This window comes from Gymnodinialimonas phycosphaerae (assembly GCF_019195455.1).
GTDB lineage: Bacteria > Pseudomonadota > Alphaproteobacteria > Rhodobacterales > Rhodobacteraceae > Gymnodinialimonas > Gymnodinialimonas phycosphaerae.
Genome location: NZ_JAIMBW010000001.1, coordinates 1,768,167 through 1,783,187 on the forward strand (window position 1 = coordinate 1,768,167; position 15,021 = coordinate 1,783,187).

Sequence of the window (15,021 nt, forward strand, 5' to 3'; positions counted from 1 at the left end):
ACGGTTATTTGGTTCCGAACATCCGGTCGCCGGCATCGCCCAGGCCGGGAACGATGTAGCCGTGATCGTTCAAATGGCTGTCCAGCGCGGCCGTCACAATGGGCACATCAGGATGTGCTTCCTTCATGCGGGCCACACCTTCTGGTGCTGCAAGCAGGCACAGGAACCGGATGTTGCGGGCCCCGCCCTCTTTCAGGCGGGTCACGGCGGCGGCCGAGGAATTGCCCGTGGCCAGCATCGGATCGACCACAATGGTCAAGCGGTCCTCCATCGCTTCGGGCACCTTGTAGTAATACTCGACCGGTTGCAGCGTTTCGGGGTCGCGGTAGAGGCCGACAAACCCGACCCGCGCGTTGGGGATCAGCTCCAGAATGCCATCCAGAAGGCCATTGCCCGCCCGCAGGATCGACACCAGCGCCAGCTTCTTGCCCTTGATTGCAGGGGCCTCCATCGGCTCCAGCGGCGTGTTCACCGTCACCATCTCCATCGGCAGGTTGCGCGTCACCTCGTAGGCCAGAAGGTGGCTGATCTCACGCAGCAATTGCCGGAACGACTTGGTCGAACAATCGACATCGCGCATCAGCGTCAGCTTGTGCTGCACCAGCGGGTGGTCAACGATTGTCAGGTGATCTGTCATGGATTTAGCCTCTTTCGGATCGTCTCTTTGGTGGCGGCGTCGCAGAACGCTGCGTCCAGCGCTGTCTGGTTCAACTCGGCGAAGACCGCTTCGTCATAGCCGAAGGTCCGGGCCAGCGCCTCGTATTCGCGGGTCATCGTGGTGCGGAAGAACGGCGGATCATCGGTCGACACCGTGACTTTCACGCCGCGCTCGCGCAGGCGTTCGATCGGGTGTTTGTCGAGGCGCGGATAGACGCCCAGAAACACGTTCGAGCCGGGGCAAACCTCCAGCGTGATCTTGCGCTCGGCCAGCAGATCGCAGAGCGCGGGATCATCGATCGCCTGCACCCCATGGCCGATGCGCACGGGATCAAGCGCTTCGATGCTGTCGCGCACCGATTTCGCGCCGCCCCACTCGCCTGCATGGGTGGTGATTTGCAGGCCCGCCTCGCGCGCGCAGTCGAAAGACCACTTGTAGTCAGCGGGCGCGCCCACATCCTCGGCCCCGCCCATGCCGAAGCCCACGATGAAATCGTCCGCCGTATCTGCCGCGCAGGCCGCGACCTTCCTGGCCTGCTCTGGCCCGAAATGGCGGATGCAGGTGACGATGCCGCGCAGGGTGATTTCGGGCACCGATGCGGCCGCCTCTTCCATCGCGGCCAGATATTCTTGCCACGCGCCTTTGTCAGCGCCGCCACAGAAGTCGGGCGACAAGAAGGCCTCGGTATAGACAACCCCGTGAGAGGCGCTTTCCTCCAACACCGCGCGGGTCAGGCGTGCGAATTCCTCGGGTCCCGTCAGGACCGAGCACGCGGCCTCGTAGACCTCTAGGAAATGGTTGAAGTCACGATAGGCGTAGCCGCCGTCTTCGGTGAAGATACCGCTGATATCGATGCGCTTTTCCTGTGCCAACCCGCGAATGAACGCGGGTGGGGCAGCGCCTTCGAGGTGCAGGTGCAACTCGACCTTTGGCAGTTCTCTCATAGGAAGCTCTCTCCTGCGCCGCGAAATTCAAGACCCAGGTGAGCCGCCACAGAGGCGCCCACATCGGCGAACCCGACGACACCGAGTTCCTTGGCGCTCCCCTGCCCCGAAACCGGCCCCTTGGCAAGTACCGGCACCCTTTCACGGGTGTGATCCGTTCCCGACCACGTCGGATCATTGCCATGATCCGCCGTCAGGATCAGCAGGTCATCCGCGCGCAAGCCTGCCAGCACCGGCACAATCGCCGCGTCGAACCACTCCAGATGCCGCGCATAGCCCGAGACGTCGCGGCGGTGGCCATAAAGGCTGTCGAACTCCACGAAATTCGCGAACACCAGGGCGCCATCAGGCGCGGTGGCCACGCTGTCGCGCAGATGGTCCATCAGTGCCGCGTCGGCGCCCTTCAGGACCGTCCCGGTGTTGCGCCCGGCGAAGATGTCGCCGATCTTGCCGATGGTGATCACCTCCCGGCCCGCCTCGGCCACCGCATCCAGCAGCGTTTCGCCCGGCGGCTCGATCGCGTAGTCCCGGCGGTTGCCGGTGCGCGTGTAGGCCCCCGGCGTGCCGATGAAGGGCCGCGCGATCACCCTGCCGATGCGCCTTTCATGCAGGATCGGCGCAAGGTCGCGGCATAGCTTCAGCAGCCTCTCCTGCCCGAAGGTTTCTTCATGGGCAGCGATCTGGAACACGGAATCGGCAGAGGTGTAGCAGATCGGCCAGCCGCTCTGTTGATGGGCCTCGCCCAACCGGGCGATGATCTCGGTGCCGCTGGCGTGCTCATTGCCCAAGACGCCGTCGGTGCCCGCCAGCCGCGCCGCCGCCTCCAGCACATCGGGGGGAAAGCTGTTTGTCGTATCAGGGAAGTATCCCCATTCCCAGGGCACCGGAAGGCCGGCCAATTCCCAATGGCCCGAGGGCGTGTCCTTGCCGGCGCTGACCTCTTGCGCCGCCCCCCAAAACCCGTCCGGCGCGGCCCCCAGGCCTTTTGCCGTCATGCCGCTTGCCAGGGTCAAAGCGGCCCCCAGGCCCAGGGCGTCCAATGTCGGCACCCGCAAGGGCCCGCTGCGGTCTTCCTCTGCGTCGCCGCGCGCGCAGGCTTCGGCGATGTGACCCAGCGTGTTGGCACCGGTATCGGGCCGGTCCCCGTTGAAGAATTCGCCCGCATCCGGCGCGCCGCCAATCCCGACAGAGTCCATCACCACAAGAAACGCGCGGGCCATCAGGCGATCCTTTCATGGATCAGCGGCGGGACATCGATCGCGGTGTCGGACAGGGTGAAGGCACGGCGCACCTGCGCGGCGACCGCGCGGCCCGTGTCTTCATCGGCGGAGTGGATGCGCGCCAGCGGCGTCGTGTCGTCAACCTTCGCCCCCAGTCGCGCGATATCCGAGAGGCCCACCGCCGGGTCGATACGGTCATCCCCCCGCAGACGACCGCCACCCAGATGCACCACGATCTCACCCAGCGCCCTTGTGTCGATTGCCGTCACGACACCGCCCTGCCCCGGATGCACGTCCATCATGATGGGCGCGGCAGGCAGACGATCTGGCCAGCGTTCCACGAAATCAGCCGGGCCGCCCAGTTCTGCGACCATTTCTGCAAACACCGCCGCCGCCGCGCCACTTTCCAGCACACTGATGATCCGCCCCTCTCCGTCCGCGGCATCCGCCGCCAAACCGCCCAGCGCCAGAACCTCTCCGCCTAACGCCACAGTCAACTTCTCCAGCGCCGATGGGCCCGAGGTCCCAGTGGCTCCAGTCAAGACCTTCATCACTTCAATGATTTCCAGCGCATTGCCTGCCGCATTGGCCAGCGGTTGGTTCATCTCCGTGATCAGCGCCGTGGTCATGCAGCCTGCCCCTTGCGCCGTGGCCACCAGCGCTTGGGCCAGCACCAGAGCCTCCGCTTCCGAGCCCATGAACGCGCCCGATCCAACCTTCACGTCCAGCACCAGCGCCTCCAACCCGGCGGCCAGCTTCTTGGACAATATCGACGCCGTGATCAGGTCGACCGACGCCACGGTGCCCGTCACGTCACGTATCGCGTAAAGCCGCTTGTCGGCGGGGGCGATATCCTCGGAGGCGCCCACAATGGCACAGCCGATATCCGCCACGATCTCTTGCAGATCATCGGGCGAGACCTGGGTGGTGTAGCCCGGGATCGCCTCCAACTTGTCCAGGGTGCCGCCGGTATGGCCCAATCCGCGGCCCGAGATCATCGGCACGAAGGCCCCGCACGCCGCCAGCGCAGGTGCCAGCACAAGCGACACGCAATCGCCCACCCCGCCGGTGGAATGCTTGTCGATCACCGGCCCATCGAGACGCCATTTCAGGATGCGGCCCGTCTCTCGCATGGCGCGGGTCAGCTGCACGCGGCCCTCTTCGCCCAAGCCATTGTGGCATACGGCCATCGCGAAGGCACCGGCCTGTGCGTCGGTGACGGCGCCCGTGGCGAGGCCTTCGGCAAACCAGAACAGCTCGGCCTCGGTCAAGCGGTCGCCCTCGCGCAGCTTGGTCAGGATTTCGCGCGCGTCGGTCATTTGGACATATGGGCAGCGGTGAACTGCCCCGGCAAAAGGGCGGCCACCTGCGTGCGCTCTGACAAGCCGCCGGTTGTGGCCATCGTGACCGCGACATCCCCTTCGGCGAATTCCGCCAGCTTCTGGCGACAGCCGCCGCAGGGGGGCACCGGGGTGGGGCTGTCGGCGATCACCGCGACCTCGGCGATGCGCGTATCACCTGCGGCGATCATCGCGGCGATGGCGCCGGCCTCGGCGCAGGTGCCCTCTGGATAGGCGACGTTTTCCACGTTGCAGCCGACGAAGACATTCCCCTCGACCGAGCGGATTGCACAGCCCACCTTGAATTTCGAGTACGGGGCATGGGCGTTCACGCGCACGCGGGCCGCGCGCTCGATCAGGGTCTCGTCAGCCATGGGGGCCTCCTCGTGGGATGTTTCATTGGCACTGCGGGTCATTGACAATGTGGGGAGATACGCTCGTCAGCGCAAGCGCCGCTCACCCCAGCTCGGCCCGCCGCGTGGCGATGACGTCCAGCAGATCCACCAGATCCAGCCGCAGAGGGCCGTGGATCTGGGCCAGTTGCGCCAGCTTTTTGCGCTTGGCTGCGATGTTGAGGACCTCGGCCATCTGGCACAAACGATCCGCCCCAACCGCACCGGATATCGCGATAAGGATATGGGTCTGCGCCCGGATATCGGGGACCGAGCCTTTGGCCACGCCGTCGTCCAGCGCCGAAAGCACCGCCGTCAAATCCTCTAGCACGCGCTCCAGAAGTTCCGCGCTGCCAGGCGCGCCAGCGGTCTCCAGCAGGCAATCCAGGCGTTCATGGTCCATCTGCGGCCCAAGACCTTGCCCCAGCAGCACATCATTCGAATCCGGTCCGCCCGCAGGCCGCCCGACATGACGCAGGATCGTGCGCCCAAACTCGGCGCTGGAGGCGATGGGCTTGCCGATGATCCCATCGGCGCCGGCCGCATAAATCGCCTCGCGGTTATCGCGCAACACATAGGCCGTGATCGCCACAAGCGGCATCTTCGACATGGGGTCCGGCGTGGCGCGCACCTGCTCCATTACCTCAAGGCCCGACATGCGCGGCATCTCGATGTCGATCAGGCCGATGTCGAAGTCTTCACTTTCCAGGGCATCCATTGCGGCCACACCATCGGCCACGAAGACCGTTTCCGCGTTCATCGCCGCAAGCATCTGGCGCAGGATCGTCTGGTTGGTCAGATTGTCCTCGGCCACCAGAACGCGCAGGCCCTCCAGATCCGGGGGCGCAACGGGCACTGGTCCGTCTGCTGTCCAATCGACCTTGACGGACGGGATCTTGAGGCTCGCGCAGCCGTGGCCCGCGGGTGTCAGGTTGGACAGGGTCAAACTGGCTGGCAGCACGGCGCTCAATTCGCGCACGATGCGCAGGCCAAGTCCGCTACCAGCGGTGCTGGCCTGCGGTCCCTGCCCGTCGCGCAAGACGTGGGCGGGGAGGCCGGGCCCTTGATCTTTCACGCGAATTTCGAAGTCCGCGCCCGGCTCACAGGACACCTCAACCCTGACGTCACCGCCTGCGGCATGCATCAATGCATTGCCCACGAGGTTGCCGACGATCCGGTCCAAGGTGATCGCCGAGACATTCAGCCGCTCGGGCAGATCGCCTGCTTGGGTGATTGCGAAACGGCTGCCGCGTTCCGCCGCGCGGCCGGACCAGCGCCGATCCAGCGCGCGCACCCATTCGGCCACCATGACCACGGCGAATTCGGTGCTGATCACCGTCTCGCCGGACGCGGTCAGCAGGCAGTCATCGACGAGCGCGGCCAGCGTATCCGCCGCCGCGCGAATGCGGTCGATCTGGGTTTGTGTCTGCGCGTCCAGCCGCGCCGTCTCGACCAGCCGAATGCCGCCAAGGACGTCGGACATGGCCGAGCGGATGTCATGGGACAATTGCTGCAACGTCCCCGACGCGCGCTGGCGGGCATCGTTGGAGGACGTGTCTTTGGGAAGCGGGGAAACCTCGGCAGACATGGGACACCGGAAATAAATATGCTGCTGCTGACGCTACCAGATCACACCCCGACGCGCCACACACCGGGCCCCATGAGGCCCGCCGTGTGATGCAGATATACATAGGTTATGAACAGGGTTATCCACAGCTATCCGTAGAGGCTGACCGGCGTTCCTGCGAGGGCCGAGATGTTGAGCAACCCGCGCGCGGTGATGGAGGGCGTCACGATATGGGCACGGTTGCCCATGCCCATCAGGATCGGCCCCACCTCCAGCGCATTCGCCTTCATCTTCAGGATGTTACGTGTGGCACTCGCGGCATCTGTCGAGGTGAAAATCAGCGCATTCGCGGCCCCTTCAAGACGGCAATCGGGGAAGACGCGGGCGCGCAATTCCGGGTCCAGCGCACTGTCGACGTGCATCTCTCCCTCGTAGACAAAGCCCCGCGTCTCGCTGTCGAGGATTTCCAGCGCCGCGCGCATCGTGCGCCCCGAAACGCTGTCGAGGTTGCCGAATTGACTGCCCGAGCACAGGGCGATCTTAGGCTCCACCCCGAAACGGCGCGCATGGCGGGCGCAGCCGATCACCGAGTCGGCGATTTGCTGGGGTGTCGGCACCGGGTGAACCTGCGTGTCGGCAATGAACAGCGGCCCGTCCTCCAGGATCATCAGGCTCAGCGCGCCGACCGGCTTGTGCCCTTCCCCGCCAAGGATCTGGGTCACGTAGTTGAGGTGCCAAAGGTACTGCCCGAAGGTGCCGCAGATCAGGCTGTCGGCCTCTCCGCGCTGCACCATCACAGCACCGATGGCCGTCGTATTGGTGCGCATGATCGCGCGCGCCAGATCAGGCGAGACGCCGCGCCGCGCCATCAGCCCATGGTATGTCGCCCAATAGTCGCGGTAGCGGGGGTCGTTTTCGGGGTTCACCAGCTCAAAATCCCGGTCCGGCCGGATCACCAGCCCGGCACGTTCAATCCGTGCGTCGATGACCTCGGGGCGGCCAATCAGGATCGGTCTGTCGGTGGTTTCTTCGACCATGGCCTGAGCGGCGCGCAGCACCCTTTCATCCTCGCCTTCGGCGAAGACGATCTGGCGCTCGGCGGTGGCGGCGGCCTCGAAAACGGGCCGCATCACGAGGGCCGACTTGAACACCGATTGATTCAACTTGTCGCGGTAGGCGTCCAGATTTGCGATCGGCCGCGTCGCCACGCCCGATTCCATCGCCGCCTTTGCCACGGCGCTGGCCACCACCGACATCAGGCGTGGGTCGAAAGGTTTGGGGATCAGGTAATCCGGCCCGAAGGTCAGCTGTTCACCCTGATAGGCGGCAGCGGCCTCTGCCGATGTCGTGGCCCGCGCCATGGCGGCGATGCCTTCGATGCAGGCGATCTGCATGGTGTCGTTGATCTCGGTCGCGCCCACGTCCAACGCGCCGCGAAAGATGAAGGGGAAACAGAGAACGTTGTTGACCTGGTTGGGAAAATCGCTGCGTCCCGTGGCGATGATCGCATCGGGGGCGACGGCGCGTGCCGCGTCGGGCAGGATTTCCGGCGTGGGGTTGGCGAGCGCGAAGATGATCGGACCGGGCGCCATCTTGGCGACCATCTCGGGCGTCAGAACGCCGGGCCCCGACAGGCCAAGGAACAGGTCCGCTCCGTCGATGACATCGCCCAGATCCTTCGCCTCGGTCCCCTGCGCATAGGCGTCCTTCTGGGGAGTAGAGCCGCCGCGCCCCTCATGGACCAGCCCGTCGATATCGCAAAGGAACACGTTCTCGCGCCGCACCCCCAGCTTCAGCAGCATGTTGAGGCACGCAATCCCCGCCGCCCCGCCGCCCGTGGACACCACCTTGATGTCCTCAAACTTCTTGCCTGTGACGCGCAGCGCGTTGGTTGCCGCCGCGCCCACAACGATGGCGGTGCCGTGCTGGTCATCGTGAAAAACCGGGATGCCCATCCGCTCGCGGCATAATTGTTCAACGATGAAACAATCCGGCGCCTTGATGTCTTCAAGGTTGATCGCGCCGAAGGTCGGCTCCAGCGCGCAGACGATATCGGCCAGCTTTTCGGGGTCCGACTCATTCACTTCGATGTCGAAACAGTCGATGCCCGCGAACTTCTTGAACAGGACCGCCTTGCCCTCCATCACCGGCTTGGAGGCTAGCGCCCCGATGTTGCCCAAGCCCAGAACCGCCGTCCCGTTGCTGATCACCGCCACCAGGTTCCCGCGCGAGGTATAGCGCGCCGCGTTGGCGGGATCGGCCTTTATTTCAAGGCTCGCCTCCGCCACGCCGGGGCTATAGGCACGAGCCAGATCGCGACCGTTGGCAAGCGGCTTGGTGGCCCTGATCTCCAGTTTTCCGGGGCGGGGGTTTTCGTGATAGAACAGGGCAGCCTCGCGCAATCCGTCCTTTTTTTCGTCACTCATCCCAAAGCCCTCCCGAATATAGTTTAGCGTTAAACAGCCCCTAGCACAGCACCTTGCCCACTGCCACTGGCTACTGGAATTGCTCGCGCAGCAGGCGTTCTTCCAGCCCATGGCCCGGATCGAACAGGATGTGATGCTCCACCGACGGCTCCGAGCGGATTTCCACGGCCACCACTCCCTTGACCGAGCGGCTGTCCGCGTCCGCCATCACCGGGCGTTTGGCGGCCTCCACCACCTCGATCCGCACAACAGCGGATTTCGGCAAAAGCGCCCCGCGCCAGCGCCGGGGCCGGAACGCGGCGACCGCCGTCATCGCCAAGACGTCTGATCCGATCGGCAGGATAGGCCCGTGGGCCGAGTAATTGTAGGCGGTCGAGCCCGCGGGCGTGCTGATCAGCGCGCCGTCACAGACCAATTCATCCATGCGAAGCTTGCCATCAACAAAGATCCGCAACTTCGCCGCTTGCGGCCCGGCCCGCAGCAAGCTCACCTCGTTGATCGCCAGCGCATCCACCACGGTGCCGTCCACGCATTCCGCGCGCATGTGCAGCGGGTTGATCACCTCTTCTTCTGCCTTTTCCAAGCGCTCGATCAAGTCCTCTTCGGCGTAGGCATTCATCAAGAAACCGACCGTTCCCCGGTTCATCCCATAGACCGGCGCAGGCAGGGCGCGGGTTCCGTGCAACGTCGACAGCATGAAGCCGTCACCCCCCAGCGCCACGATCACATCTGCATCCGCTGGCGCGAAGCTGCCGTAGCGCGCTTCCAACGCGGCCTTGGCCTCTAGCGCCATGGGCGTGTCGGAGGCCAGGAATGAAATATTACGGGCAGAGGGCACCGATGCCCCTTTCAATCAAGGACTTACACCGCAGACCATTGCGCGCGCCTATAAGAAACACAATCCCGCATCGGGGTCTTGGCGGCCTCAGACGGCCTGCTTTTGCCGTTTTACGTAGCCTCAGCGCCGCAATCCGGGCTTCCCCGATCGCCGAAACTGCCCTACATGCACCCCAACCGCATTTCCCCGAAGGCAGGAGTTTCCTCATGAATGCCCCACATCGTGACGCTGGCTTTTTCACCGAAAGCCTCGAAACCCGCGACCCCGAGATCTTCGCCGCCACCCAAAAGGAACTGGGTCGCCAACGCGATGAAATCGAGTTGATCGCGTCCGAGAACATCGTCTCCGCCGCCGTGATGGAGGCCCAGGGCGGCGTGATGACCAACAAATACGCCGAGGGCTATCCAGGGCGTCGTTATTATGGCGGCTGCCAATACGTTGATATCGCCGAGGAACTGGCGATTGACCGCGCCAAACAGCTATTTGGCTGTGATTTCGTCAACGTGCAGCCGAACTCTGGCTCTCAAGCGAACCAAGGTGTCTTCACCGCGCTCTTGCAACCCGGCGACACCATCCTTGGCATGAGCCTTGACGCGGGCGGCCACCTCACCCACGGCGCGCGGCCCAACCAGTCGGGCAAATGGTTCAACGCCGTGCAATATGGGGTGCGGGAAGACACGCTCGACATCGATTACGACCAGATCGCGTCGCTCGCCGCCGAGCATAAGCCGAAGATGATCATCGCCGGCGGCTCTGCCATCCCACGCATCATCGACTTCGCCCGCATGCGCGAGATTGCGGACACCGTGGGCGCGTACCTTTTGGTGGATATGGCGCATTTCGCAGGCATGGTCGCGTCTGGCCACTACCCCTCGCCGTTCCCGCACGCGCATGTCGCGACGACGACAACCCACAAGACCCTGCGCGGCCCCCGTGGCGGGATGATCGTCACCAATGACGAGGCAATCGCGAAAAAGGTGAATTCTGCCATCTTCCCCGGCATCCAGGGCGGGCCCCTGATGCATGTGATAGCGGGCAAGGCCGTTGCCTTCGGAGAGGCGCTGCGGCCCGAGTTCAAGGACTACCAGACGCAAGTGATCGCCAATGCCCAGGCGATGGCCGCGCAGCTGATCAAGGGCGGCTTGAACATCGTCACCGGCGGCACCGACACGCACCTGATGCTGGTCGATCTGCGCCCCAAGGGGGTGAAGGGCAACGCCGCCGAAAAGGCCCTGGGTCGCGCACACATCACCTGCAACAAGAACGGCATTCCCTTCGACACTGAAAAGCCGATGATCACGTCTGGTCTGCGCCTTGGATCCCCGGCAGGCACCACGCGCGGGTTTGGTGAGGCCGAGTTCCGCCAGATCGCCGATTGGATCGTAGAGGTGGTCGACGGTCTTGCCGCCAATGGCGAGGATGGCAACGGTGCGGTCGAAGCGAAGGTGCGGGCTGAAGTGCAGGAAATGTGCGACCGCTTCCCGATCTATCCGAACCTCTGATTTCGGAATTGATATACCATTGATATACCCCGTCGCGGCCTGAGCCGTCCTGTTGGGGAAAAGACCAGGCCGCCGAGGATCCCTCCCCGGCGGCCTTTTTGTCAGCAGGTGAGGGCGCGTCAGACCTCTTCTTTCAACGCGTCCTCCAGCAGCTTTTCGTTGCGCGCGTCCTCGATCTTGCGCAGCCGGTCGTCGCTGAAGCGCATGTCGAAACGGTATTTCACCACGTTGATGAGGCTAAGGGTCAGCAGCAGAATGCCCATTCCCCAGTAGCCTTTCGTGGCCAGCGGTACGTCCACTGACAGCCACAGGGACATGCCAAGCAGGCCATAGGCGACGGCGACGCCAAGGAAATTCAGGTTCATAATCAGGGTGTTATGGTGACGGTCAATCATAGGTCTTCTCCTTATGGGGCCTCAAGTAGCGCACAGCGCGATAGGCCAAAACAATTGGGTTCAAGTGTTGGCGCGCAGGCGTTGCATCACGTCTGCGGCGGTTGATTTCAGCGGATCACCGTAGCCCGTATCGCTGAGGCGTTCGGTCATGTCTGAGCGGTCCAGCCCCTCGTCGATTTCGCGCAGAATCTGCGTCTGCTCGAACGGGTCATCGCGGTTAAGGACCCGGGCGATCAGTTCTTCCGCCTCCTCGAACGCCGTGTCCTGGCTCACGTGGCGGCCCAGATGGCGCTGGATGTCGGCCTCTTTCTTGGCCGCGCGCGCCGCGATAGCGCCTTGTTTTAGATCAGTAATTCGCCGCGTGGCGCCTTCGACGGAGTGGCGCAGCTTCAAGATGCGCGTCTCCAGCCGTTCCACTGTCGTGTGGCGAACCTTCAACTCGTTTTCCAGCTGTGCGATCGCGCCCGCGGCCTCGGTCGCCATGTCCTCTCGGCCATCGGCCAGCGCCAATTTGGCGCGAGACGTCAGGTCCGCGATCCGGTTCGACAGCGCATCGACTTGCCGCGCTTCGGATCGTTCGCGTTGGATCAGCGAGGCCAGCGAGAACTTCGCCGCCTTCAGGCTCGCCTCCGCTTCGCGGATCTTTTGGTCAATGAGTTCAATGCTGTAGTGGTCCCTCACCCGCTCTTCCGCGCGGGCATTGGCGCCGTTCACAAGGGTCGTCAACGTTCTGAACATCCTAGCTCTCCAATTAATGAACATCGTTCAGCGAATCGCCTATACCCAATTTGTGAACGATGTTCAAGAAATATTTTGAACGATGTTCAATTTCTTGGACCGACCTGCTCCAGAAGCAGGCGGATCATGGTTTTCAACTGTTCCCCCGGCACGCCCGATATCCTGTTTTCCAACCCCAAAAGCACAATGCCATGGACGCTGGAGAACAGCGTGCGGGTCATCAGGTCCAATTCGGCCCCGTCGAAGTCCGGGAAAATCTCGGCCAAGGGCGCGGTAATATAAGAGAAAAGCTGCGCCATGGCGTGCCCGTACCATTCCGGCACCGGGCCGTCGCTGCGCATTTCCACATCGAACAGCGCGCGCCACAGCTTGGGATGCTGACGCGCGAAGGCGAGGTATGCATGGGACATCGCGATCAGCCGCGCGTTGGGTTTTTGCCCCTGCCCGCTTTGCACAACCGCACCTACGGCCGCACCGAGGCGCGTGAAGGTGCGCCCGTTCACCTCCAGCGTCAGAGCGTTGAGATCTTCAAAATGCGTGTAGATCGCCCCTACGGCGCAGCCCGCCTGCCGCGCCAATTCGCGCGCACGCAAGGACGCAAGGCCCTCCGCCTCGATCTGGGCCTCGGCCAGGTCGATCAGTTTTTCTCGCAACGCCGCTTTGCGGGCCTCTACTTTTCCTGCCATCTCGGAGTCTCCTGAACGTCGTTCAAACATCTATCAGGGCAGGCCAGCAAAGGAAAACCCCTATTCCCCTAAGCCATTTCCTGCGCAAACTCAGACCAACGCGGCAGTGTCGTTGCGGTGTTTTTGCCGCCATGACACTTTGCACTTTGCACTTTGCAAACGACATCCTACATACCCCTCGACGGATCGCCGTCTTTTATCTGCCTGAGTAGACACACTTTGAATCAAATCATTCGAGACCTGGACCGGACCCATGCACGCCATATCGTCCCATCCCGAGATCACCCAGACCTACACCCGTGAGGCCGAACGCGAGATTCGCCGTTTCACCCGCGACTGGACCAAGCGCAACGACACCCTGGCCGCCACCAGCTATGCGCTTACTTTCATTGCATATTTCAGTACGCTTGCCCTTAGCATCTGGGCTTGGCCCGCGGCCTGGGCGGTGGTGCCCCTGATCGTGCTCAACGCCTTTATCGGGGTAAGGCTGTACGTCTTGCAGCACGACACCGGGCATAATTCGCTGTTCTCCACCTCGCGGATGAACACGATCGCGGGCCATGGGCTTAGCGTGTTTACCCTGACGCCTTTCGCGGTAATGCAGCACAATCACAACGCCCATCACAGCCACCTTGGCAATCTGGACGCCCGCGACACGACCGAGATTTTCACCATGACCCTGCGCGAGTGGCAGGAGGCCAGCACGTTCCGGCGGCTGTTCTATCGCCTTTACCGCCATCCGCTTCTGCTGATCCCCGTAGGCGGGATCTACACCTATGCGATTGCCTATCGTTGGCCCAAAAACGCAGCGAAAGTGGCGCCGTTCCAAGTGCTTATGCACAACGTGGGCCTCGCGCTGTGGGTGTTATTGCTGTGGTACATCGCGGGCATTCCCGGGCTTGTCGTCTACGGCGGCACGGTGTTTGCGGCGGGCTGCATCGGTGTGTTCCTTGTGTATTTGCAGCATAATTTCGAGGATACGTGGTGGGATCGGAAGCCGGATCTCAACCCCGCGCGCGCCGCGTTGCAGGGGTCTTCCGCGCTTGATCTGGGGTGGTGGTTCGATCTGGCCGTGGCCAATATCACCTATCACGACATCCACCATTTCAATGCGAACATCCCAAGCTATCGTCTGCGCGAGTGTCACCGCGCGCTGCGGCAGCATTATGAGGTTCAAACCATTGGATGGGGCGAGGCGTTGCGGTCGTTCACGTTGAAGCTGTGGGATGAGAATCAGGGACGACTTGTCGCCTTTCCGAAGGCGCAAGAACAACGCGTCCCGGTGGTTCCAGCGGAATAATCAAACGGCGCCAGCGGCTTGCGCACCAACTGCCCGACGCACCATGTCCCAATAGATCGTCTCGACATCCGCCCGCGTCAGGCGGCCACCGTCGCGGAACCACGTGGTCACGCCCGTGAGCATCGAGATCAGGCCCATCGTCGCCAGCCGGAGATCGGCCACGTCGAACACGCCCTCGACCAGACCGGCACGCAGGATGTCCTCCAGTCGCGCCTCGTAGGTGCCGCGAAGGCCCTCGATCACGGCGAAGTTCTCGGGGCTCAGGTTGCGCAGCTCCATGTAGGCGATGAAAACCAGTTCGGGCCGGTCGAGGTGGAAGCGGATGTGGTGGCGCGCAAAATCCTCCAGCTCTGCCAGGGGGCCGCCGCCAGGAGGCGTCCAATCGGCAAGCAACTCTTCCATATGGCCGCGCATCAGTTCGAACAAAAGCGCTTGCTTGTCAGGGGTATAGAGGTAAAGCGCCCCGGCCTGCACGCCAACCTCGCGGGCAATCTGGCGCATTGATACGGCCGCGTAGCCGTGCTGCGCAAATAGCCGCAGGGCTGCTTCACGGACTTTCGGGCCGGTCGTGCCCGCGTGACTGCCTTGTGTGCGTGCCATGGGCGGGATGATTATATGAACACACGTTCAATTCAACCCGCTTGTCTGTCCCTTCTGGACTTGCCCCCCACCCATCCGCTACGCCTGTTCCATGAGATCCGCCGCCCTTCTCTTGTGTCTGCTTCCTGTCGCATGCGGCCCTGGCATGCCCGACCTGCAGGGAGAGCTGAGCCCCGAGGCGCAAGCCGCCGGGTACCCCAGCCTTGTGGCCCTTGGGCCCCTGCTTGCTCAGGCCGAGGCGCCGCTGCTCCGCACCGCCGCCACAGAGGGCAGCAGCCTGGAAGCCCGCGCCGAGGATCTGCGCCGCCGCGCCGCGTGGCTGCGTGCCATGGCGCTTTAGCGCGCGCCCTCGGGCGATGTCGCTTTCGGACCCACGATCCGTTGCAGGCCTGCGCCCAAGCCGCTACACCGACGC

Annotated in this window: 15 protein-coding genes; 3 read left to right on the forward strand and 12 right to left on the reverse strand. The window is 63.5% G+C overall.

All coding sequences use genetic code 11. The annotated features are described in order from the left end of the window. Positions 1-4: 4 nt before the first annotated feature. From upp to KUL25_RS08720, 8 genes are all read right to left on the reverse strand, one after another. The gene (upp, locus tag KUL25_RS08680; RefSeq protein WP_257892586.1) at positions 5-637 is read right to left on the reverse strand and encodes a uracil phosphoribosyltransferase; all 633 of its coding nucleotides are present in this window, start codon (positions 635-637) and stop codon (positions 5-7) included. Beyond that, positions 634-1,602, reverse strand: coding sequence for an adenosine deaminase (locus KUL25_RS08685; RefSeq protein ID WP_257892587.1), 969 nt, complete (start codon positions 1,600-1,602; stop codon positions 634-636). The genes upp and KUL25_RS08685 overlap by 4 nt, the downstream gene beginning before the upstream one ends. Continuing rightward, positions 1,599-2,822, reverse strand: coding sequence for a phosphopentomutase (locus tag KUL25_RS08690; protein WP_257892588.1), 1,224 nt, complete (start codon positions 2,820-2,822; stop codon positions 1,599-1,601). Before KUL25_RS08690 ends, KUL25_RS08685 begins: the two co-directional genes overlap by 4 nt. Continuing rightward, positions 2,822-4,141 carry a thymidine phosphorylase gene (locus KUL25_RS08695; RefSeq protein WP_257892589.1) on the reverse strand — a complete coding sequence of 440 codons (1,320 nt, stop codon included), beginning with the start codon at positions 4,139-4,141 and terminating at the stop codon, positions 2,822-2,824. Before KUL25_RS08695 ends, KUL25_RS08690 begins: the two co-directional genes overlap by 1 nt. Further along, complete coding sequence (locus KUL25_RS08700) at positions 4,138-4,578, reverse strand: cytidine deaminase (RefSeq protein ID WP_257892590.1); 441 nt, start codon at positions 4,576-4,578, stop codon at positions 4,138-4,140. Before KUL25_RS08700 ends, KUL25_RS08695 begins: the two co-directional genes overlap by 4 nt. 40 nt (positions 4,579-4,618) lie before the next feature. Then, a complete protein-coding gene (locus KUL25_RS21780; protein ID WP_282563155.1) occupies positions 4,619-6,142 on the reverse strand; it encodes a response regulator in 1,524 nt (507 codons plus the stop codon). Positions 6,143-6,270: 128 nt separating this feature from the next. Continuing rightward, positions 6,271-8,547 carry an NADP-dependent malic enzyme gene (locus KUL25_RS08715; protein WP_257892591.1) on the reverse strand — a complete coding sequence of 759 codons (2,277 nt, stop codon included), beginning with the start codon at positions 8,545-8,547 and terminating at the stop codon, positions 6,271-6,273. Between the two features lie 70 nt (positions 8,548-8,617). Continuing rightward, complete coding sequence (locus tag KUL25_RS08720; RefSeq protein ID WP_257892592.1) at positions 8,618-9,385, reverse strand: NAD kinase; 768 nt, start codon at positions 9,383-9,385, stop codon at positions 8,618-8,620. Positions 9,386-9,591: 206 nt separating this feature from the next. On the opposite strand from KUL25_RS08720, the gene glyA reads away from it, so the two are divergent. Then, the gene (glyA, locus tag KUL25_RS08725) at positions 9,592-10,887 is read left to right on the forward strand and encodes a serine hydroxymethyltransferase (RefSeq protein ID WP_068360761.1); all 1,296 of its coding nucleotides are present in this window, start codon (positions 9,592-9,594) and stop codon (positions 10,885-10,887) included. 119 nt (positions 10,888-11,006) lie between these two features. Here the strand turns inward: glyA and KUL25_RS08730 are convergent, their stop codons facing one another. The 3 genes from KUL25_RS08730 to KUL25_RS08740 form a co-directional block, all read right to left on the reverse strand. Next, positions 11,007-11,282, reverse strand: a complete 276-nt coding sequence (locus tag KUL25_RS08730; protein WP_068360764.1) for a YiaA/YiaB family inner membrane protein — start codon at positions 11,280-11,282, stop codon at positions 11,007-11,009. Between the two features lie 60 nt (positions 11,283-11,342). Then, positions 11,343-12,020: a PspA/IM30 family protein gene (locus KUL25_RS08735; protein ID WP_257892593.1), complete on the reverse strand. Its 678-nt coding sequence runs from the start codon at positions 12,018-12,020 to the stop codon at positions 11,343-11,345. 86 nt (positions 12,021-12,106) lie between these two features. Further along, positions 12,107-12,706, reverse strand: a complete 600-nt coding sequence (locus KUL25_RS08740; RefSeq protein ID WP_257892594.1) for a TetR/AcrR family transcriptional regulator — start codon at positions 12,704-12,706, stop codon at positions 12,107-12,109. Positions 12,707-12,959: 253 nt separating this feature from the next. Here KUL25_RS08740 and KUL25_RS08745 point away from each other — a divergent pair, with 253 nt between their 5' ends. Then, the gene (locus KUL25_RS08745; RefSeq protein ID WP_257892595.1) at positions 12,960-14,006 is read left to right on the forward strand and encodes a fatty acid desaturase; all 1,047 of its coding nucleotides are present in this window, start codon (positions 12,960-12,962) and stop codon (positions 14,004-14,006) included. On the opposite strand, the gene KUL25_RS08750 is transcribed toward KUL25_RS08745, so the two are convergent. Continuing rightward, positions 14,007-14,606: a TetR/AcrR family transcriptional regulator gene (locus tag KUL25_RS08750; RefSeq protein ID WP_257892596.1), complete on the reverse strand. Its 600-nt coding sequence runs from the start codon at positions 14,604-14,606 to the stop codon at positions 14,007-14,009. Between the two features lie 145 nt (positions 14,607-14,751). On the opposite strand from KUL25_RS08750, the gene KUL25_RS08755 reads away from it, so the two are divergent. Then, positions 14,752-14,946: a hypothetical protein gene (locus KUL25_RS08755; RefSeq protein WP_082916673.1), complete on the forward strand. Its 195-nt coding sequence runs from the start codon at positions 14,752-14,754 to the stop codon at positions 14,944-14,946. Positions 14,947-15,021 lie beyond the last annotated feature (75 nt).

Coding starts and splice junctions, on each gene's coding strand:
- KUL25_RS08735 (WP_257892593.1), bottom strand. CDS start 12,020: ATGTTCAGAACGTTGACGACCCTTGTGAACGGCGCCAATGCCCGCGCG.
- KUL25_RS08685 (WP_257892587.1), bottom strand. CDS start 1,602: ATGAGAGAACTGCCAAAGGTCGAGTTGCACCTGCACCTCGAAGGCGCT.
- KUL25_RS08695 (WP_257892589.1), bottom strand. CDS start 4,141: ATGACCGACGCGCGCGAAATCCTGACCAAGCTGCGCGAGGGCGACCGC.
- KUL25_RS08715 (WP_257892591.1), bottom strand. CDS start 8,547: ATGAGTGACGAAAAAAAGGACGGATTGCGCGAGGCTGCCCTGTTCTAT.
- KUL25_RS08690 (WP_257892588.1), bottom strand. CDS start 2,822: ATGGCCCGCGCGTTTCTTGTGGTGATGGACTCTGTCGGGATTGGCGGC.
- glyA (WP_068360761.1), top strand. CDS start 9,592: ATGAATGCCCCACATCGTGACGCTGGCTTTTTCACCGAAAGCCTCGAA.
- KUL25_RS08750 (WP_257892596.1), bottom strand. CDS start 14,606: ATGGCACGCACACAAGGCAGTCACGCGGGCACGACCGGCCCGAAAGTC.
- KUL25_RS21780 (WP_282563155.1), bottom strand. CDS start 6,142: ATGTCTGCCGAGGTTTCCCCGCTTCCCAAAGACACGTCCTCCAACGAT.
- KUL25_RS08755 (WP_082916673.1), top strand. CDS start 14,752: ATGCCCGACCTGCAGGGAGAGCTGAGCCCCGAGGCGCAAGCCGCCGGG.
- upp (WP_257892586.1), bottom strand. CDS start 637: ATGACAGATCACCTGACAATCGTTGACCACCCGCTGGTGCAGCACAAG.
- KUL25_RS08700 (WP_257892590.1), bottom strand. CDS start 4,578: ATGACCCGCAGTGCCAATGAAACATCCCACGAGGAGGCCCCCATGGCT.
- KUL25_RS08730 (WP_068360764.1), bottom strand. CDS start 11,282: ATGATTGACCGTCACCATAACACCCTGATTATGAACCTGAATTTCCTT.
- KUL25_RS08740 (WP_257892594.1), bottom strand. CDS start 12,706: ATGGCAGGAAAAGTAGAGGCCCGCAAAGCGGCGTTGCGAGAAAAACTG.
- KUL25_RS08745 (WP_257892595.1), top strand. CDS start 12,960: ATGCACGCCATATCGTCCCATCCCGAGATCACCCAGACCTACACCCGT.